The 15636-nt window shown below is 40.3% G+C and carries 17 protein-coding genes and 1 other RNA gene; 10 read left to right on the forward strand and 8 right to left on the reverse strand.

What is annotated here, in order from left to right; genetic code table 11:
- Positions 1-225 precede the first annotated feature (225 nt).
- Together grpE and hrcA are read right to left on the reverse strand one after the other, a co-directional pair.
- Positions 226-798 carry a nucleotide exchange factor GrpE gene (gene grpE, locus BI198_RS14750; RefSeq protein ID WP_070050236.1) on the reverse strand — a complete coding sequence of 191 codons (573 nt, stop codon included), beginning with the start codon at positions 796-798 and terminating at the stop codon, positions 226-228.
- Between the two features lie 42 nt (positions 799-840).
- Positions 841-1857 (reverse strand): heat-inducible transcriptional repressor HrcA, encoded by a 1017-nt coding sequence (gene hrcA, locus BI198_RS14755; RefSeq protein WP_070050237.1) that lies wholly within the window; start codon positions 1855-1857, stop codon positions 841-843.
- 126 nt (positions 1858-1983) lie between these two features.
- On the opposite strand from hrcA, the gene nadK reads away from it, so the two are divergent.
- The 3 genes from nadK (at position 1984) to BI198_RS14770 (ending at position 5126) form a co-directional block, all read left to right on the forward strand.
- Complete coding sequence (gene nadK, locus BI198_RS14760; protein WP_070050238.1) at positions 1984-2865, forward strand: NAD(+) kinase; 882 nt, start codon at positions 1984-1986, stop codon at positions 2863-2865.
- Positions 2866-3031: 166 nt separating this feature from the next.
- The gene (gene recN / locus BI198_RS14765; RefSeq protein WP_070050239.1) at positions 3032-4705 is read left to right on the forward strand and encodes a DNA repair protein RecN; all 1674 of its coding nucleotides are present in this window, start codon (positions 3032-3034) and stop codon (positions 4703-4705) included.
- A gap of 67 nt (positions 4706-4772) precedes the next feature.
- Positions 4773-5126, forward strand: coding sequence for an outer membrane protein assembly factor BamE (locus BI198_RS14770; protein ID WP_070050240.1), 354 nt, complete (start codon positions 4773-4775; stop codon positions 5124-5126).
- Between the two features lie 62 nt (positions 5127-5188).
- On the opposite strand, the gene BI198_RS14775 is transcribed toward BI198_RS14770, so the two are convergent.
- Positions 5189-5530 carry an RnfH family protein gene (locus BI198_RS14775; RefSeq protein WP_074467426.1) on the reverse strand — a complete coding sequence of 114 codons (342 nt, stop codon included), beginning with the start codon at positions 5528-5530 and terminating at the stop codon, positions 5189-5191.
- Positions 5523-5966: an SRPBCC family protein gene (locus tag BI198_RS14780; RefSeq protein ID WP_070050242.1), complete on the reverse strand. Its 444-nt coding sequence runs from the start codon at positions 5964-5966 to the stop codon at positions 5523-5525. The genes BI198_RS14775 and BI198_RS14780 overlap by 8 nt, the downstream gene beginning before the upstream one ends.
- Positions 5967-6072: 106 nt before the next feature.
- Between BI198_RS14780 and smpB the strand changes: the two genes are divergently transcribed.
- From smpB to BI198_RS14810, 6 genes are all read left to right on the forward strand, one after another.
- Positions 6073-6555, forward strand: a complete 483-nt coding sequence (gene smpB, locus BI198_RS14785; RefSeq protein WP_070050243.1) for an SsrA-binding protein SmpB — start codon at positions 6073-6075, stop codon at positions 6553-6555.
- Positions 6556-6706: 151 nt separating this feature from the next.
- Positions 6707-7068: a transfer-messenger RNA gene (gene ssrA / locus BI198_RS14790) on the forward strand.
- An 83-nt stretch (positions 7069-7151) separates the two neighbouring features.
- Positions 7152-8783, forward strand: coding sequence for a replication endonuclease (locus BI198_RS14795; protein ID WP_070050244.1), 1632 nt, complete (start codon positions 7152-7154; stop codon positions 8781-8783).
- 17 nt (positions 8784-8800) lie between these two features.
- A complete protein-coding gene (locus BI198_RS14800; RefSeq protein ID WP_070050245.1) occupies positions 8801-9040 on the forward strand; it encodes a hypothetical protein in 240 nt (79 codons plus the stop codon).
- A 123-nt stretch (positions 9041-9163) separates the two neighbouring features.
- Positions 9164-9373, forward strand: coding sequence for an excisionase (locus tag BI198_RS14805; RefSeq protein ID WP_141728893.1), 210 nt, complete (start codon positions 9164-9166; stop codon positions 9371-9373).
- 2 nt (positions 9374-9375) lie between these two features.
- Positions 9376-10464, forward strand: a complete 1089-nt coding sequence (locus BI198_RS14810) for an Arm DNA-binding domain-containing protein (RefSeq protein WP_074467427.1) — start codon at positions 9376-9378, stop codon at positions 10462-10464.
- Positions 10465-11493: 1029 nt separating this feature from the next.
- Here the strand turns inward: BI198_RS14810 and BI198_RS16515 are convergent.
- The 4 genes from BI198_RS16515 to BI198_RS14830 form a co-directional block, all read right to left on the reverse strand.
- Positions 11494-11625, reverse strand: coding sequence for a PEP-CTERM sorting domain-containing protein (locus BI198_RS16515; protein ID WP_394331520.1), 132 nt, complete (start codon positions 11623-11625; stop codon positions 11494-11496).
- 90 nt (positions 11626-11715) lie between these two features.
- Positions 11716-12291 carry an NF038132 family protein gene (locus tag BI198_RS14820; protein ID WP_235605355.1) on the reverse strand — a complete coding sequence of 192 codons (576 nt, stop codon included), beginning with the start codon at positions 12289-12291 and terminating at the stop codon, positions 11716-11718.
- A gap of 230 nt (positions 12292-12521) precedes the next feature.
- Positions 12522-13577 (reverse strand): GGDEF domain-containing protein, encoded by a 1056-nt coding sequence (locus BI198_RS14825; RefSeq protein ID WP_070050247.1) that lies wholly within the window; start codon positions 13575-13577, stop codon positions 12522-12524.
- Between the two features lie 246 nt (positions 13578-13823).
- The gene (locus tag BI198_RS14830) at positions 13824-14240 is read right to left on the reverse strand and encodes an organic hydroperoxide resistance protein (RefSeq protein WP_070050248.1); all 417 of its coding nucleotides are present in this window, start codon (positions 14238-14240) and stop codon (positions 13824-13826) included.
- Positions 14241-14730: 490 nt separating this feature from the next.
- Between BI198_RS14830 and BI198_RS14835 the strand changes: the two genes are divergently transcribed.
- Positions 14731-15615, forward strand: a complete 885-nt coding sequence (locus BI198_RS14835; protein WP_070050249.1) for a PEP-CTERM/exosortase system-associated acyltransferase — start codon at positions 14731-14733, stop codon at positions 15613-15615.
- The last annotated feature ends 21 nt before the right edge of the window (positions 15616-15636 follow it).

Consider the following 15636-nt stretch of genomic DNA (forward strand, 5'->3'; position numbering starts at 1 on the left):
GGTTTTGTATCAAAAACTGTGGAAGGACGAGTTTTTAAGCTGAGTTATAGCATTAATAAGCTACAACTATTTAAAGTAAAGCTGCTGTATTTTAAATCTAGCTGTGTTTAAACAGCACTTATAAAAATAAGCCTTTATAAACAACAAAACCTTGCTTAGTTGGTAATAAAACTAAGCAAGGTTTTTAATTAAGCAAAATAAGCTGTCTTACTTATTCATGGACGCTTATTCAGGAGCTTTTGCGACACCTACCATGGCTGGACGTAATAAACGACCATTTAATTCATAGCCTTTTTGCATCACAAAAGTGACCGTGTTTGGCGCAAATTCTGTGGTTGGCATAGTGGTCATAGCTTCATGAAACTCAGGGTTAAATGGCTCGCCTTGTGGATTAATTTGATTAACACCATATTTAGCCACGACATCTAAAAAGCCTTTTAAGGTTAAATCGACACCTTCAACAAAACCTTTCAGTTGTTCATTGTCGCGATCAACAAATTCTAGTGCGCGCTCTAAGTTATCAGCAACAGATAACAAATCAGCGGCAAACTTTTCTAAAGCAAATTTATGTGCTTTTTCTACATCTAGGCTGGCACGGCGACGAGTATTCTCTGCGTCAGCTTTGATCCGCAGCATTAAATCTTTTTGCTCAGCCAATTGCGCTTGCGCTTGATTTAAATCTGTTTCTAATTTAGTAATAATATCTTGCTCAGCCGATAACTCTACTGTTTCGGCTTGTTCGTTTACTGGCTGGGTTTGCTCAGCATTTACGTCGTTCGGCTGTTGTTGCTCTGTCATGTGTTGCTACTCCCAAATTAAGTAGGTGTATTATGGGGATACTTATTGCCGATTCAAGTGCAAACTTAATTGTCTGGCACAAGCGCTAACCAGCGGAATTAATCGACCATAATCCATTCTTCTATGTCCAAGTAAAGCAACGAATCGCTGCGGTTCAGCCTGACAACGTTGCGCTATAATACTTACATTTGCCAGTTCAGCAAAACCTGACTCTTTGCCTAACAATAACTTAGGATGACCATCTTTGGTTATTGTCTGTAGCAGTGACATTAATCCATCCGGATATTCTAACAGCTGCATCACTTGTTGTAAGGCCGGGCTTTGCTGATAATCAGGTGTTAATAACAGTTGATGTTGGCCAAATATAATCGGTTTATGTTGTTGTAACTCATCTAAACTTAATTGACCTAACACTTTACGCAATAAACTTTGGCATAAATCACTTTCGTTACGTACCACATTACCTAAGCGCTCTATACCTTCTTGCCATTGACCGCCACTGAGTGCGGCATTCAATAAACATAAAACCTTACTTAAAGTGGCACTATCAATGGCATGCTCGCAGTGCAACACTCGATGCAGAATATCGCCATCTTCATCTATTACCACTAACAGTAAGCGATCACTGGCTAAACGCACTAAATCAATTTGTCGAACCATCCGACCTTCCGCTTTAGGAGCGCTAATAATCGCGACAAAACCGGTTAAGTTAGTCAGTAACTGTCCAGCTTGTTGACATAATAATGATACTGGCAATTGCGCAGTCAGCTTGCGTTGTAACTCAGTACTCCACATGGCTGAAAGCGGCTGTAACCGCATCATTTTATCAATAAATAAGCGAATACCCTTAGTTGTGGGAATTCGGCCAGCAGAAGTATGCGGCGAACGAATTAAGCCTTCCTGCTCAAGTAGTACCATCGAATTACGAACCGTGGCGGAGCTTACTGCTAACTCGGCATGCTGCGCCAACAGTTTAGACGAAACCGGCTGGCCATCTAATAAGTACTGCTCAACAATCAACTTCAGTATTAGCTCAGAGCGATTTAGCGGTAACGTCATGCCTACTTCCTGATACAAATGTAAGCTTTATATGGGGGCAGTTATTACTGAAACAAGCCATAAATGCGACTAGTGTCTGACTAACGCTGCGGCTATACTGGCTAAATGCTGTGTAAGGAAACTACTATGTCTGACGCTTTTAAAACTATCGGCCTAATTGGCAAACCCCATCACGCCGGTGCAAATCAAACCCTGCTTAGCTTATATCAGTTTCTGCAAGCTAAAGGCTTAACCGTTTATATTGAACAACGGGTGGCAGATTCGATTGATTTACCCGACGCACAAATTCTAGATTTAGTAGAGTTAGGTAAGAAGTGTGATTTAGCCATAGTGGTAGGGGGCGATGGCAATATGCTCGGGGCCGCCAGAGTATTAGCTAGATTTGATATAGCAGTGCTCGGGGTTAACCGTGGTAATTTAGGCTTTTTAACCGATTTGGCGCCTGAAAGCTTTGAACAACCGTTAAATGAGGTACTGGCAGGTAACTTTGTCACTGAAAACCGTAATTTACTAGAAATAACCGTGCATCGCCATGGCATTGTTAAAAGCAGTAATAGCGCAGTTAACGAAGCGGTATTACACGCCGATAAAGTCGCCCATATGATTGAGTTTGAAGCCTACATAAATGATGAGTTTGTGTTTTCTCAACGCTCTGACGGCTTAATTATTAGTACGCCAACCGGCTCAACTGCATATTCACTTTCCGGTGGCGGGCCTATTTTAACTCCAGATTTAGATGCGGTTAGCTTAGTGCCGATGTTTCCACATACCTTAAGTAGCCGGCCTTTGGTAGTGTCAGGCAGCAGCGAAATTCGCTTAAAAGTGGCTAGTACTAATGATGCTCACTTACAAATTAGTTGCGATAGCCACGTTATTTTAGCCGTAATGCCTGGCGATGATATTTATATCCGCAAACACCCTACCCCATTACGTTTAGTCCATCCGCCTGGTTATAGTTACTTTCATGTCCTGAGAAATAAACTTGGCTGGGGTAGCAAACTTTATTAAACAAGTCACTTGCTAAGGCTTAATTTCCGGTATAAAGTTACTGTATAAATAACCACTGTTATTTTAAGCAGTAACTTTATCAATTCAGCTAATACAAAACATGCGCAAACACATGTCATTTATATTAGCTACGAGGTGCAATTTTGCATCGAAACGGGAGCCTTATATGCTGTGTCATCTTCACATTAGCAACTTTGCTATAGTACGCGCATTAGAAATCGATTGGGCCGATGGCATGTCAACCATAACAGGTGAAACCGGTGCCGGTAAGTCAATTGCTATCGATGCACTATCTTTGTGTTTAGGCGAACGCGCAGATGCAAATGTAGTGCGCCCCGGGGCTGATAAAGCCGATATTGTTGCTACTTTTGATGTCAGTAAGCTAACTGCTGCTCAAAAATGGCTAACCGAGCAAGATTTAGCCATGGCTAATGAATGTATCGTGCGTCGGGTTATTAGCAGCGAAGGTCGTTCACGTGGCTATATCAATGGCGTACAAGTGCCGGCGCAACAATTAAAAGCTTTAGGCCAACATTTATTAAGCATTCATGGTCAACATGCCCATCAACAATTATTAAAAAGTGATTATCAACGCCAACTTATCGACAGCTTTGCCGGCCACCATACAGAAATAAATAACACTAAAGAAACGTGGCGTCAGTGGCAGCAATTGCAGCGCGAATATACCGAACTTGAGCAGTCAAAACAGCAACGTGATGCCCAGCGCCAGTTATTAGAATATCAAGTTGTGGAATTAGACAGCTTCGCTCCTACTGCTGATGAGTATGAAAGTTTAGAAGCTGAGCATAATTTACTTAGCCATGGCCAAACCTTATTAAGTGAAAGCCAGCAAATTGTGCAATCACTGTATGACGATGAACAACAAAATATCTATCAAACTTTATCAGCTGCTCATGCTCAATTAGATCATTTGTGTAGCTTAGATCCTGCATTAGCGCCTATAAGCCAAATGCTAAACGAAGCATTAGTGCAAACAGAAGAAGCCAGCCGTGAATTACGCCGCTATAGCGATAAAATGGAACTGGATCCAGAGCGGTTAGATTATATAGATCAGCGCCTAAGCCAATGGCTAACACTGGCTCGCAAACACCAAACCAGTAATGAGTTATTGCCGGCATTACACCAACAACTTAGCAGCCAACTAGCAGAGCTCACCTGTAATGATGAACGCTTGGCCTCACTAGCAGACAGCATCGAGCAAGCCAAAGAGCTGTATGCCGAGCAAGCACAACAGTTAAGAAAGCAGCGCCAAGTAGCCGCCGATCAGCTGAGTAAAAAAATTAGTGCCAGCATGCATGAGTTAAGTATGAGTAATGCTAAATTTCATATTCAGTTAACCGAGCTTGGCTTATCTCAAGCCAGTATTAACGGTATTGATGCGGTGGAGTTTCAAGTGTCTACCAACCCAGGTCAGCCTTTGCAAGCGATGCAAAAAGTGGCCTCTGGCGGTGAGCTTTCTCGGATCAGCTTAGCGGTGCAAGTTATTCTTGCCGACAAAATAACCACCCCAACCTTAATTTTTGATGAAGTAGATGTGGGTATCAGTGGCCCAGTTGCCGCTGGTGTAGGTCGCTTATTACGTCAACTCGGTGAAAAAACTCAAATTATTTGTGTTACCCATTTACCGCAAGTTGCCAGCCAAGGTCATCAACAATTATTTGTTGAAAAATATACCGACGGCGTTGCTACCGAAACTCGTATGATCCCGCTTAGCGATGAGCAACGTATTAGCGAAATTGCTCGTTTATTAGCCGGTGAAAACATCAGTGCCAGTGCGTTGGCCAATGCTAGAGAACTTTTATGTGCGCCTGTAGTCTGAAAGAGGGTTTTTATCAGTACGTCTGATAGGGTATGATGTGCGCATTCAGCTAGAGTAGATAAAGTATATGAAAGCAGTTTTAACAACAGTATTACTAATTATTGGCCTGAGCAGTCTTAGCGCTTGTAGCAGCTGGGTATATCGCATTGATATTCCACAGGGCAACTTTTTAGAGCAAAAAGACATCGACAAACTTCGGGTCGAAATGACTAAAGAGCAAGTGCTGTATGTACTTGGCAGCCCGGTAGCGAGCAATGCCTTTGATAATGACACTTGGCACTATTTTTATTCATTAAAAAGTGGCGCAGGTGACAATAACTTTAAAAAGCAACTTATCGTTAGCTTTAACGACAACAAGTTGCAAGATATCAGCGGCGATTATGAAAAGTCTGCTGATTTTAATCAGCCATTAGATATTTAATCATTGCCGTAAAACAGCATATTGATTTGGTAAATTTAACGCTTAAACTTAATTAACCAAGTTTAAGCGTTTTTTGTATCCACTACACGACCACCCGTTACCTTATCGGCTCTGCCTTCTTCTTTAGCTCTTTCTGCACGTCTGCGGCGTAAGTCTTTAGGATCGGCAATTAAAGGCCGATAAATTTCAATTCTATCGCCTTCTTTTACCGTGTCAGTCAGTTTTACGGTTCTGCTCCAAACACCCACTTTCAATTGGCTTAAATCTATTTCAGGGTATTGTTGCAAAATGCCTGATGAATGAATAATTTGCTCAACCGTTGCATCGGCCGCTACCGATAAAGTTAATAAACTTTGTTGAGTAGGTAAAGCATAAGCTACCTCAACCATAAGTTGCTCAGCCATTAGCTTCTCCGTATACTTGCTTAGCGCGAACAGTAAAAGCATTCACCATCGAAGCGGCTAATTCACTAAAAATTTTGCCAAACGCAAATTGAATTAATCTATTAGAAAATTCATACTCTAATTTAAGCACAACTTTACAGGCATGGTCGTTAAGCGGAACAAACTCCCAGCCACCCTGTAAGCTTTTAAATGGGCCATCAACTAATTGCATGTCGATACGTTGATAAGGATGCAGCGTATTGCGGGTGGTAAAAGTATGTCCGATACCAGCCTTGGAAACTTGCAGTGACGCCACCATCTCTTGTTCAGACTGATTTACAATTCGTGCTGCAGTACAGCCTGGTAAAAACTGCGGATAATCCGGCACCTTATTTACCAAGTCAAACATCTGTTGAGTGCTATAAAAAACCAAGGCACTGCGCTCAATTTGTGGCATACTCTGTCCCCTATATTGTCGCGGCAGATTGTAACAGAATAACGGGCTGCAACAAGGCTAACGCCAAAGCAATTCATTAATACAGGGCCGTAGATACTGATAAATTATGACTAAAAAAAACAATAGCAAAAACCAAAATGGTACCATAGCGCTAAATAGAAAAGCGCGACATGAGTACTTTTTAGAAGACCGTTTTGAAGCAGGCATTAGCTTACAAGGCTGGGAAGTAAAGAGTATTCGTGAAGGCAAAGTTAATTTGTCCGACTCTTATGTCATCATCAAAAATGGTGAGGCGTATTTATTTGGCGCCCAAATTCAGCCACTAAATAATGCTTCTACCCATGTGATATGTGACCCAGATCGCAGCCGCAAATTACTATTGCATAAACGCGAGCTCAGTAAGCTAATAGGCTTAACCGAACGTGAAAGTTATACTTTAGTCACCACAGCAATGTATTGGAAAACCTGCTGGGTAAAAGTTGAGTTTCACTTGGCTAAAGGTAAAAAAAGCTATGATAAACGTGATGATGTTAAAGATCGTGACTGGTCGCGAGAAAAAGAACGGATGATGAAGCATTCTAAACGCTAATTAGTATTAAATAGACTTGAACTATTTGTATTCATCCCCATCTAAGTAAGTGTGACTAAGCAAAGAAGGTTGTGATGGTACTTGTATAACAAACCACTGCAACGTACAATGCAAAAACACTGATGCGTGTAAGTGCTTCACCACAGAATTCGGGGCTGATTCTGGATTCGACGAGATTCACGAACTCCTAAGTGCATGCCGAGGTGCGGTAGGCCTCGTATAAAAAACCGCAAACCAATAGTCGCAAACGACGAAACGTACGCAGTCGCTGCTTAATAGGCAGTAGATAGCTCTTCCCCTCACGCATGCCTGTAAGCTGAGACTCTGGAAGATCACCCCTAACAGGATCGTGTGGCGTCTTCGCCTGGAGACAAAGCATTAAAACCAATCAGGCTCGCCCGACGATAGCCTGCCATTCGGCGCTCAGAGGGTTAACTAAAAGAATGTGCTAAGCATGTAGTACTGAAGAGCTAGGTGTCTCGGACGCGGGTTCAACTCCCGCCAGCTCCACCAAAATTGAGAACGGCGCAATTAGCGCCGTTTCTCATTTCTGCTTCAAAAACAAAAGCTTATCTATACGTTCCCTAGCAACCAACTTGACCCCCAGTAGCCAAAACTACTCTGGAATTTGTCATCCTGTTGCCAACTTTTGTCATTCTGCTGCCAACTTTCGTGTCCAATACGAAAAAAACACCAGCCATGAAGCAACGGGTGTTAGCTTTCAAATCCTCAGCAAGTACCTGCGCGATAAAAATCAATTTGAATATTACAGCGCTTTAAAACTACTTAATGCGGTACAAGATGCCATGTGTATTGCTGATTTAGATTTATCGGCAGAACCTGCAATGCTAAAAATCTTTGCTCAACATAAAGCCAACCTATGCAAACACCACCTCATCAATCACCCTGCTGATATTCAGTTCGCAATTCAACAGTTCCAAAAATACGGTCTGGGATCACTTGATTACAATGACACTGAGCTAGCCAATAGATTAAGTGATAGTCGGTTTTGGTTTAGACGCATTAGACGTAAAACAATAGAGATTATCGGCCAGATAGAACGCGCCATAAATCATGTTTCAAAACGTAAAGCCATATACTGCGGTGATACTAGCTTTGCTAACTTCAAACACAGCCAGCAGTTAAGCGAACAATACATGAAGCGTACTCATTTAGAGAATGAAGATGGCCTGAGTATTTCGCTACATGAAATTGCAGAGCATAATATTAGTAACCCCGCCATACGCCGCGCCGAACTTATGGTACGTATTCGTGGTTTTGAAGAAGTCGCACAACAGTGTGGCCATGCCGCTATTTTCACGACTATTACCACCCCATCAAGAATGCATGCTACCCACAGCACAGGTCTACCTAATGCAAAATATGACGGCAGTAGCGTTGCTGATGCTCAAGCTTATTTAAACCATGTATGGCAGCTTATACGCGCCAAATTAGATCGTTCTGATATAAAACCTTATGGCTTTCGTGTCGTTGAACCACACCATGATGGCACGCCACACTGGCACTTATTGCTGTTTATGCCAAACGAGCAAATTAATACCTTTAAAAATATTACCACTGATTATGCCTTATTAGATTCTCCTGATGAAAAAGGTGCTCAAGACTATCGCATTAATTATGTCGATATTGACCCAGCTAAAGGCAGTGCAGCAGGTTATATCGCAAAGTATGTAGCAAAGAACATAGATGGTTTTGCACTAGACACCGACCGTTACGGCGTGCAGGCGATAGATGCGGCGCAGCGCACGAGCGCCTGGGCGCGGGCAAACAATATTCGACAATTCCAGCAAATTGGTGGGCCAAGTGTCACGGTATGGCGAGAGCTTCGCCGCTTAAAAGGTTGTGAAACCCCATTTAACGATTTAAACGAATCTTACCAAGCCGCTGACTCAGCAAATTGGGCGGCATTTTGCTTTGCTATGAATGCCGTAAACACCAAACGCAGTGAACATCGTATAGCGCCTTACTATGCCATTAAAGAATCTGAAGTCATTGATTACCTAAGCGGTGAAATAAATTCAACTAGCTTAAATAAATACGGTGAACAACGAAAAGCTTCTATTACTGGGCTGAGGTTTATGGACTGCTCGTTTAGCACCAGACTGAAAAAGTGGCGCATTTTAAAGGAGCCGCCGAGCCGAGATGCGATTCCCCCTTTTGGGGGTGTCGCATTGAGTGAGGTGGAATTCTTGGACTTGTGTAAATAACTGTACGGACAAAACAAATGAACCAAATAACAACAAACCAGCAGCAGAGCTTTAGTATTGATGAAGTAGTTAACTTAATAAATAAGCCAGTTATTCGTCATAACAGAGGGGATAAATTTGTCCCTGAAAATATTGGCCTAGTAGTAGGTGTCGTAACACTGAATGAAGAAGTTGAAATGGTGGTTAAGTTTATTGATCGCATAACTCAGTTTACTAAAACTGAATTTAATAAAAGCTACCGCGTAATAAAAGAATAGAACCTATAAAACCACACACTGATAACAGAATGTTAAATTTAAGCCTCTCTATTGGTGCAAGCGAATGTATGCCATATGGTCAATTTTGTATTTGATTTTATTAATTATTACATGGGTGATTTTGTGAAAATTGGTAATAATTCCTTTGAGCAATATGGCGTACGTTGGGTGACATTAGACAAATGCGCAGAGCTAGTTGGCTATACCAAAGATGCCCTTAATGCTTTGCGTGTTAAAGGTAAGCTTCGCATGGATATTCATTGGCGAAAACGTGAGGGGCGTATTTTTATCGATATGCATGCTTTTCAACACTGGATAGAGACTGGTAAATAAACATGCAGCCAACTGAGTATAAAGGCATCTATGCCGGTAAAACTTCAATCCGAATTGAGTTTATGTATCAGTGCATACGTTGCCGAGAAACAATTAGAGGGACACCTACTAAAACTCGCTTACAGGAAGTCGCTAGAAAGCGTGAACAAATCTTGTATGAAATTGATATGGGTAAATTTGATTACGCTGAGCATTTCCCAAGTAGCAAGATGGCGTTTAAATTTAGTAACAACAAAGCCGCATATATCACTATAAGTAAAGCTGTCGATTTATGGTTTCATCGCAATAGTAAACGCTGGGCGGCTAGTACCTACCGTGGCTACAACAGCAAAGTAAACACTCATATCTTGCCAAATTTCGGTAAGTTAATGGTTGCTGACTTTAAACCTTATGTATTTAAAGACTGGGCGGCTTCTGCCACCATTTCGGCTAAATCCATCAATGAAGTGCGCTCAATTTTACATGGTATTTTAAAAGAGTTGGTTTATGACGAAATCATTGATAGTAATCCAATGGACAAATGCCCTACTGCACCTAAACAGCGTACAGAACCCGAACCATTCACCCCAGCAGAACGCACTGCGATATTAATTGCGCTACCTGAGGGCTATGCTAGAGACTTTTATACCTTTGCATTCTGGACAGGCTTACGTACTGGCGAACAACTCGGACTGCAATGGCAAGATATAGATTTTGATAAACAGCGTATGTATATCCGCCGTTCAATAGTACATGGCAAGCTTGCTGGCACTAAAACAAATAGCTCGTTTCGCACCCACGATCTAGATGCTCAGGCATTAGCTGTATTACAGCGCATTAAAACAACCCACCCAAGCCTTGAACCTGATGCGCGCATCTTCTTAGACCCAAGAACATTAACGCCTTGGCAATACGATGGTGTAATGCGAGAACGTTTCTGGATACCAGCGTTACAACAAGCAAAGGTGAAATACCGCCGACCATACAATTGCCGCCATAGCTACGCTTCAGCGATGCTAACAGCAGGAGCAGATCCGACATGGTTAGCCAAACAAATGGGACATAAAGACTGGGGCATGATTCGCCAAATTTATGCCCGTTGGATTGAGTAACTTTAAATCAGATATGATATTTATTGCTATAGGGGGGAGCCGTGTAACGGAGGGTACCCTAAAGAAATAAATAATTTATATCCTTGAGTTAAGGCTCTCTAATATTTATGAAGCTTTACACTATTAAAATAATTAATATTTGCTTTGTAACTTGCGAAATCACAAACGAATATCTTTATCTGTAAGTGATGTATTTTTATAATGTTTCTGTTAAGGTTCCTATGATATTTCAATAAACATAATCATATAAATTAATTAGATAGGGAAATAACCCATGGGAATAGGCGGAATCAGTATCTGGCAAATACTAATTATTTTATTTATATTTAGTACAGGAATTCTACCTTGGTTATGTGCTTTGTGTTCTAAAAAAGTACAAGGTAAACATAAATTTATTTGGTTTATAATGTCATTCTTTATTTCTTGGCTTGGTTATTTAGTTTATTACTTTACCATAGTTAAGGAATTGCCAGAAAATAAGACTTAACCAATCATAATAAAAGCTGGCTTTCGTCTAAACTTCTTTAAGTTAATTGTAAACTTTAAAAATAAAGACTAAAATATACTTTATAATTGAAATTAAATAGATTATGACAGTAGTATTTTAAGGAATTGATTTGATTAACCTTTTGCACAATTCAACTCCCGCCAGCTCCACCAAATAAACAGCGGCGCAATTAGCGCCGCTTTTTATTGCCTACAATAAATTAGCTATAGTCAAAACAGCCAACACCTTCTTTCGAGTTTATGTGATTTATTGAATGCTAATTGGAGTTAAGTTGTTTTACCTAATTTTCGTTAGTGCTCTCATTAAAAAGTCTTTCATAAAGTAATGCGCTGCTTGCAATTTGTACCTAAACTTAATTTTATCGCACCACGTACAATCTTAATTGTAAAATTACTACTAGATACTTAAAGTTGTGCAGAGAGCCTGACTTTATTGTTCAGCAAGAAATTGATAGGTCATTACAGGATACATAGTTACAAAAAAGCCAACCTAAGGTTGGCTTTTTACTGTAAATATTAATATTAAATTACTTTTCTTCTTCTCAGAAGAGCGGTAAGTGCAAAACCAAAAATGAATAACGTTCCAGGTTCTGTTACTGATACTGGAGGTACACCGATTTCTATACCTCCTACGGTAATACCATCAAATGCCAAACCAGTATCATAAATTGTGTCCGTCCAGTTTGTTACACCAAATTCTAAAAAGTAGTTGCCCGCTAAAAGTATTTGATAACTAGACTCAATTCAACCGGTATAACCACAACCGCTGTCATAACACAATCCAGATGAACTATCTAAAGGTGACCATGAAGGAGCACCAGATATAATTTCAACTGTGCTAGGCGATAAAGTTGCCTCTGGTGTCGGCATGCCCATACCTGGCACAATATTGCCTGTTGGCAAGGTACGGGCTGTAAATAGCATTGCAATTTGATTGAAAGACTCATCGAGCAATCTTGCCCAAGCATAATCGGCAAAGCCTGCGCCATCTGATGTGACAAAGTTAAAGTAAAAGTTTAAATCATCATTACTTTCAGCAGAAAATAATGATGATAACAGCACTGAACCATTGGTACCTATTAAACCCTCTAAACCAACTCCTGCTGCTCCTCCGCTTGTTGAAACCCAACCGTAATTACCTGCAATAGGAGATTCGGTTACTACGCCATCTGCACCAGCAGTACCACAGTTACCGGTACAACCCCAGCCGGAAGGTATTCCCGTGTCAAATATTACTGACGCATTTACTGAAAAAGAAAACAACATTACAGTAAATATAGAAGATAAAAGTTTTAAAACTGCTAAGCTTCGACTTTTCATAATGTGTAATCCCTAATTAATCGTTTAGCAGCACATATCAAGCAACAAGCAGACCACAATTAAATTCATTACTGAAACAATAGATTAGGGAAAATAAGAATATTAAATTTATTAAAATGTATAACAAACTGACACTTTTACTTATTAAGCGTCTTTAAATTAGTAATAATTTTCATATAATAATTAAATGAATACTTTTAGTTCAGTTTTAATGATACAAACCAATTAAGTTATTCTGTTACCATTTGATTTATGCTTAGCTCCACCCTATTTCGGCCGTTGCTTTTTGCCTGATACAGCGCATGGTCAGCGGCTTTTATAGTGTCTGATATTGCTTCGTTGTGTTGCATGCTGTGTATGCCAGTACTGATAGTGACACTAACATCTTCTCCAATGATATCTGACCAAGCAAAGTCTTCGAACGCACTACGGATACGCTCCGCTACAATCGCTGCTTGTAAGTTAGATGATTCTGGTAACACAATTAGAAACTCTTCTCCGCCCCAACGCGCGGCTATGTCGTTCGGCCTTAATTCAGCACGAAGTAAATCGGCAGCTTGGGTTAATACTTCATCACCTATATGGTGACCATACTGGTCGTTAATTTGTTTAAAGTAGTCGATATCTAATAATAAAAAACTTAACGCTGTTTGGTTAACAGTGGCTTGCTGAGCTTCTAGTTGCATTCTCTCAGTCATGTAACGGCGGTTAAATAAACGGGTCATGGAGTCGGTGGTAGCATGTTCACGAAGTTTACGATGCGCAGAAGTAACCGTACGAATGTAATAGAATGCTAAGTAAGCAAAAATACCAAATACGACTGTTAGATTAAACGTATTCACGGCAAATAGGCCGAGCGCGGATATTGGTTGGATCGGATCTATAAATATAGCCAGCGTGTGTAAGCCGACAAAATATGTCCATAATACCAGCAAGGCAACAATTGCTTTGTTAGCCGCCATGCTTACCGGTAACACCGGAATAAAGGCTAAAAGAAAATAATAAAATCCGCTATCCCAACCTATCAGAATAGTACCAAATGCAGCATGAAGAATTACTTCAGTCCAAATCAACAGCGAGCCGAGCTGATTTTTCCTTCTACGATACGCATAATAGGCCGTTATGTACATCGCAACACTAATGATGTTTATCCAAGCAAGTGCGGGAGAGTCAAGCGTTAAAAACAAGAAAAAATAAGCTGTATCGATGGCGCCGGCAACAATACAGCAGCGCTGAGCAACGCGCCAAAAAGGAGGCCGTTGATGCTTACGATTTCGGTCATCCATGATCTTTATCTCTTCTCTTATTGTATTACGCAAGCCATTTTTTTAAATAGTATCAAAACTTTATAAACCCGTCTAAATATAACTAGAATGGTGTACTTGACTAAAACCAATTTAAAATAAGCCGGCACTAAATAATTCGATATTTTTTGTATAAGAAAATGAATGTATTAGATAGAGTTGGCACCAACTACGCTTTATATAAGTGGTGCCAACGTTAAAATTGTAAATTATAACAATAAACTACATTTATACATCAACATGCAAACGCACGTCGACATTACCTCGGGTCGCGTTAGAGTATGGGCAAACTTGGTGCGCTTTGTTAACCAGGCTTTCTGCATCATTTTTATCCATTCCAGGCAGACTAATATATAGGTCGATATCTAAACCAAAGCCACCCTCAATCTTACCTATACCAACCTCAGCGCGTAAGCTAACGTCATTAGGTACAGTTTGTTTGGTTTTATCCGCTACCGCTTTTATGGCGCCAATAAAACAGGCAGAATAGCCAGCAGCAAATAACTGCTCTGGATTAGTCGCACCACCTGGGCCCCCCATCTGTTTTGGTGGCGCCAATTTAACCTCTAATAAACCATCGTCTGACTTTGCTTTACCATCGCGACCACCGGTAGAGGTTACAACTGCTTTATACATAATATCCATAATGAGATCCTTTTATAAGTGAGTGGTAATTTTGCTTATCAAGTTTAGTTGTTTGTCAAATTTTTGCTGATATAAAGTAAATGTTTTAAATTTACACCTGCGCTTACTTCAACTGCTAGTTGCCGACAACAATTCGGTACGCTAATTTTGTTAAAGTTCCGACAATCGGTGCTAAATATGCGTTATTTGGGTTTTACAAAATTAAATTAATGTTAGCTGAACAATTTCGATTTAAATAAAACTTTTTATTTAAATATTTTCAGCATATAAAATCAATTACTTAGTAAAAAACCGTTAAGTTTTGCGCCCATAATTGAAAATTGCGATTTGACGCCTTGTCTATTCAGTAGCATAGTTATTCATGCCTGTGGATTTGTGACGGAAATGTCAGCTTTTGTATACACGGAATGGTATTTTCAGGCTTAATTTTAACATTAGCAATTCAGTTGCAAGACACTGAATTAATACCATTACAAGAAAGGCTACTTCAATGATATCAATGCCGCCATTATCGACTAGATCCGAAAAACCTAGTATCCAGAAACTTGAGCAGTCGGCTAAACATAAAACTTCAGATTCAGTGTTACAGCATTTTCCTTACTTTTTTAATGCATGCTTAGCAACTAATCCCGTGCAACAACGGGCGATTTATCGCTTACGGCATCAAATATATTGTGAAGAGCTGAATTTTGAACCTGTTAGAGAAAGTGGCTTAGAGCATGATGAATTTGATCCTAGATCAATTCACTGTTTTATTAATCATACTAAATCAGACTCTTTAGCTGGTACGGTTCGTTTAGTGACGGCTAAAAATGCCGATGATAAGCTACCCATTGAGAATTACTGTATGAATAGCAGTAGCATGTTATCGCCTAAGCATTTTGATCATAACCAAATTTGTGAAATTTCGCGCTTAGCGGTACCTGCTACTATTCGCCGGCGTAAAATTACCCTTACTGAAAATGCTACCCCGCTAAACCAATTGTTGCAAAAACTTGAAGCTGAATGCCATTCTAGTGTTGCAGTGGCATTGTATTTGATTGCGACGCTAGTAAGTGTTGAAAAAGGTAAGTTTCACGCTTACGTGATGGTAGAGCCCGCTTTAGCCCGTATTTTACGCCGTATTGGTATTCATTTTCAGCAAATTGGCGAAAGCATTAATTTTAATGGTAAGCGCGCGCCGTATTACTTAGATATGCGTACGGTAAGTTCGACTTTAAAACCAGATTACTTAGCGCTTTATAGCTTGTTAGCTCAACAATTAGGCATAAGATTACCAAACACTGGTACTTCAAGCTTAATGCACTCTATACGCCGCGAACAAGTAACAGCAGCACCAATATCTCGTTCTGTAGCAACTGCAGCTTATAATTAAGCTGCAAGCTGTTTACTCTTC

Source organism: Rheinheimera salexigens, assembly GCF_001752395.1.
Taxonomy (GTDB): Bacteria; Pseudomonadota; Gammaproteobacteria; order Enterobacterales; family Alteromonadaceae; genus Alishewanella; species Alishewanella salexigens.

Coding starts and splice junctions, on each gene's coding strand:
- grpE (WP_070050236.1), bottom strand. CDS start 798: ATGACAGAGCAACAACAGCCGAACGACGTAAATGCTGAGCAAACCCAG.
- hrcA (WP_070050237.1), bottom strand. CDS start 1,857: ATGACGTTACCGCTAAATCGCTCTGAGCTAATACTGAAGTTGATTGTT.
- nadK (WP_070050238.1), top strand. CDS start 1,984: ATGTCTGACGCTTTTAAAACTATCGGCCTAATTGGCAAACCCCATCAC.
- recN (WP_070050239.1), top strand. CDS start 3,032: ATGCTGTGTCATCTTCACATTAGCAACTTTGCTATAGTACGCGCATTA.
- BI198_RS14770 (WP_070050240.1), top strand. CDS start 4,773: ATGAAAGCAGTTTTAACAACAGTATTACTAATTATTGGCCTGAGCAGT.
- BI198_RS14775 (WP_074467426.1), bottom strand. CDS start 5,530: ATGGCTGAGCAACTTATGGTTGAGGTAGCTTATGCTTTACCTACTCAA.
- BI198_RS14780 (WP_070050242.1), bottom strand. CDS start 5,966: ATGCCACAAATTGAGCGCAGTGCCTTGGTTTTTTATAGCACTCAACAG.
- smpB (WP_070050243.1), top strand. CDS start 6,073: ATGACTAAAAAAAACAATAGCAAAAACCAAAATGGTACCATAGCGCTA.
- BI198_RS14800 (WP_070050245.1), top strand. CDS start 8,801: ATGAACCAAATAACAACAAACCAGCAGCAGAGCTTTAGTATTGATGAA.
- BI198_RS14810 (WP_074467427.1), top strand. CDS start 9,376: ATGCAGCCAACTGAGTATAAAGGCATCTATGCCGGTAAAACTTCAATC.
- BI198_RS14820 (WP_235605355.1), bottom strand. CDS start 12,291: ATGAAAAGTCGAAGCTTAGCAGTTTTAAAACTTTTATCTTCTATATTT.
- BI198_RS14825 (WP_070050247.1), bottom strand. CDS start 13,577: ATGGATGACCGAAATCGTAAGCATCAACGGCCTCCTTTTTGGCGCGTT.
- BI198_RS14830 (WP_070050248.1), bottom strand. CDS start 14,240: ATGGATATTATGTATAAAGCAGTTGTAACCTCTACCGGTGGTCGCGAT.
- BI198_RS14835 (WP_070050249.1), top strand. CDS start 14,731: ATGATATCAATGCCGCCATTATCGACTAGATCCGAAAAACCTAGTATC.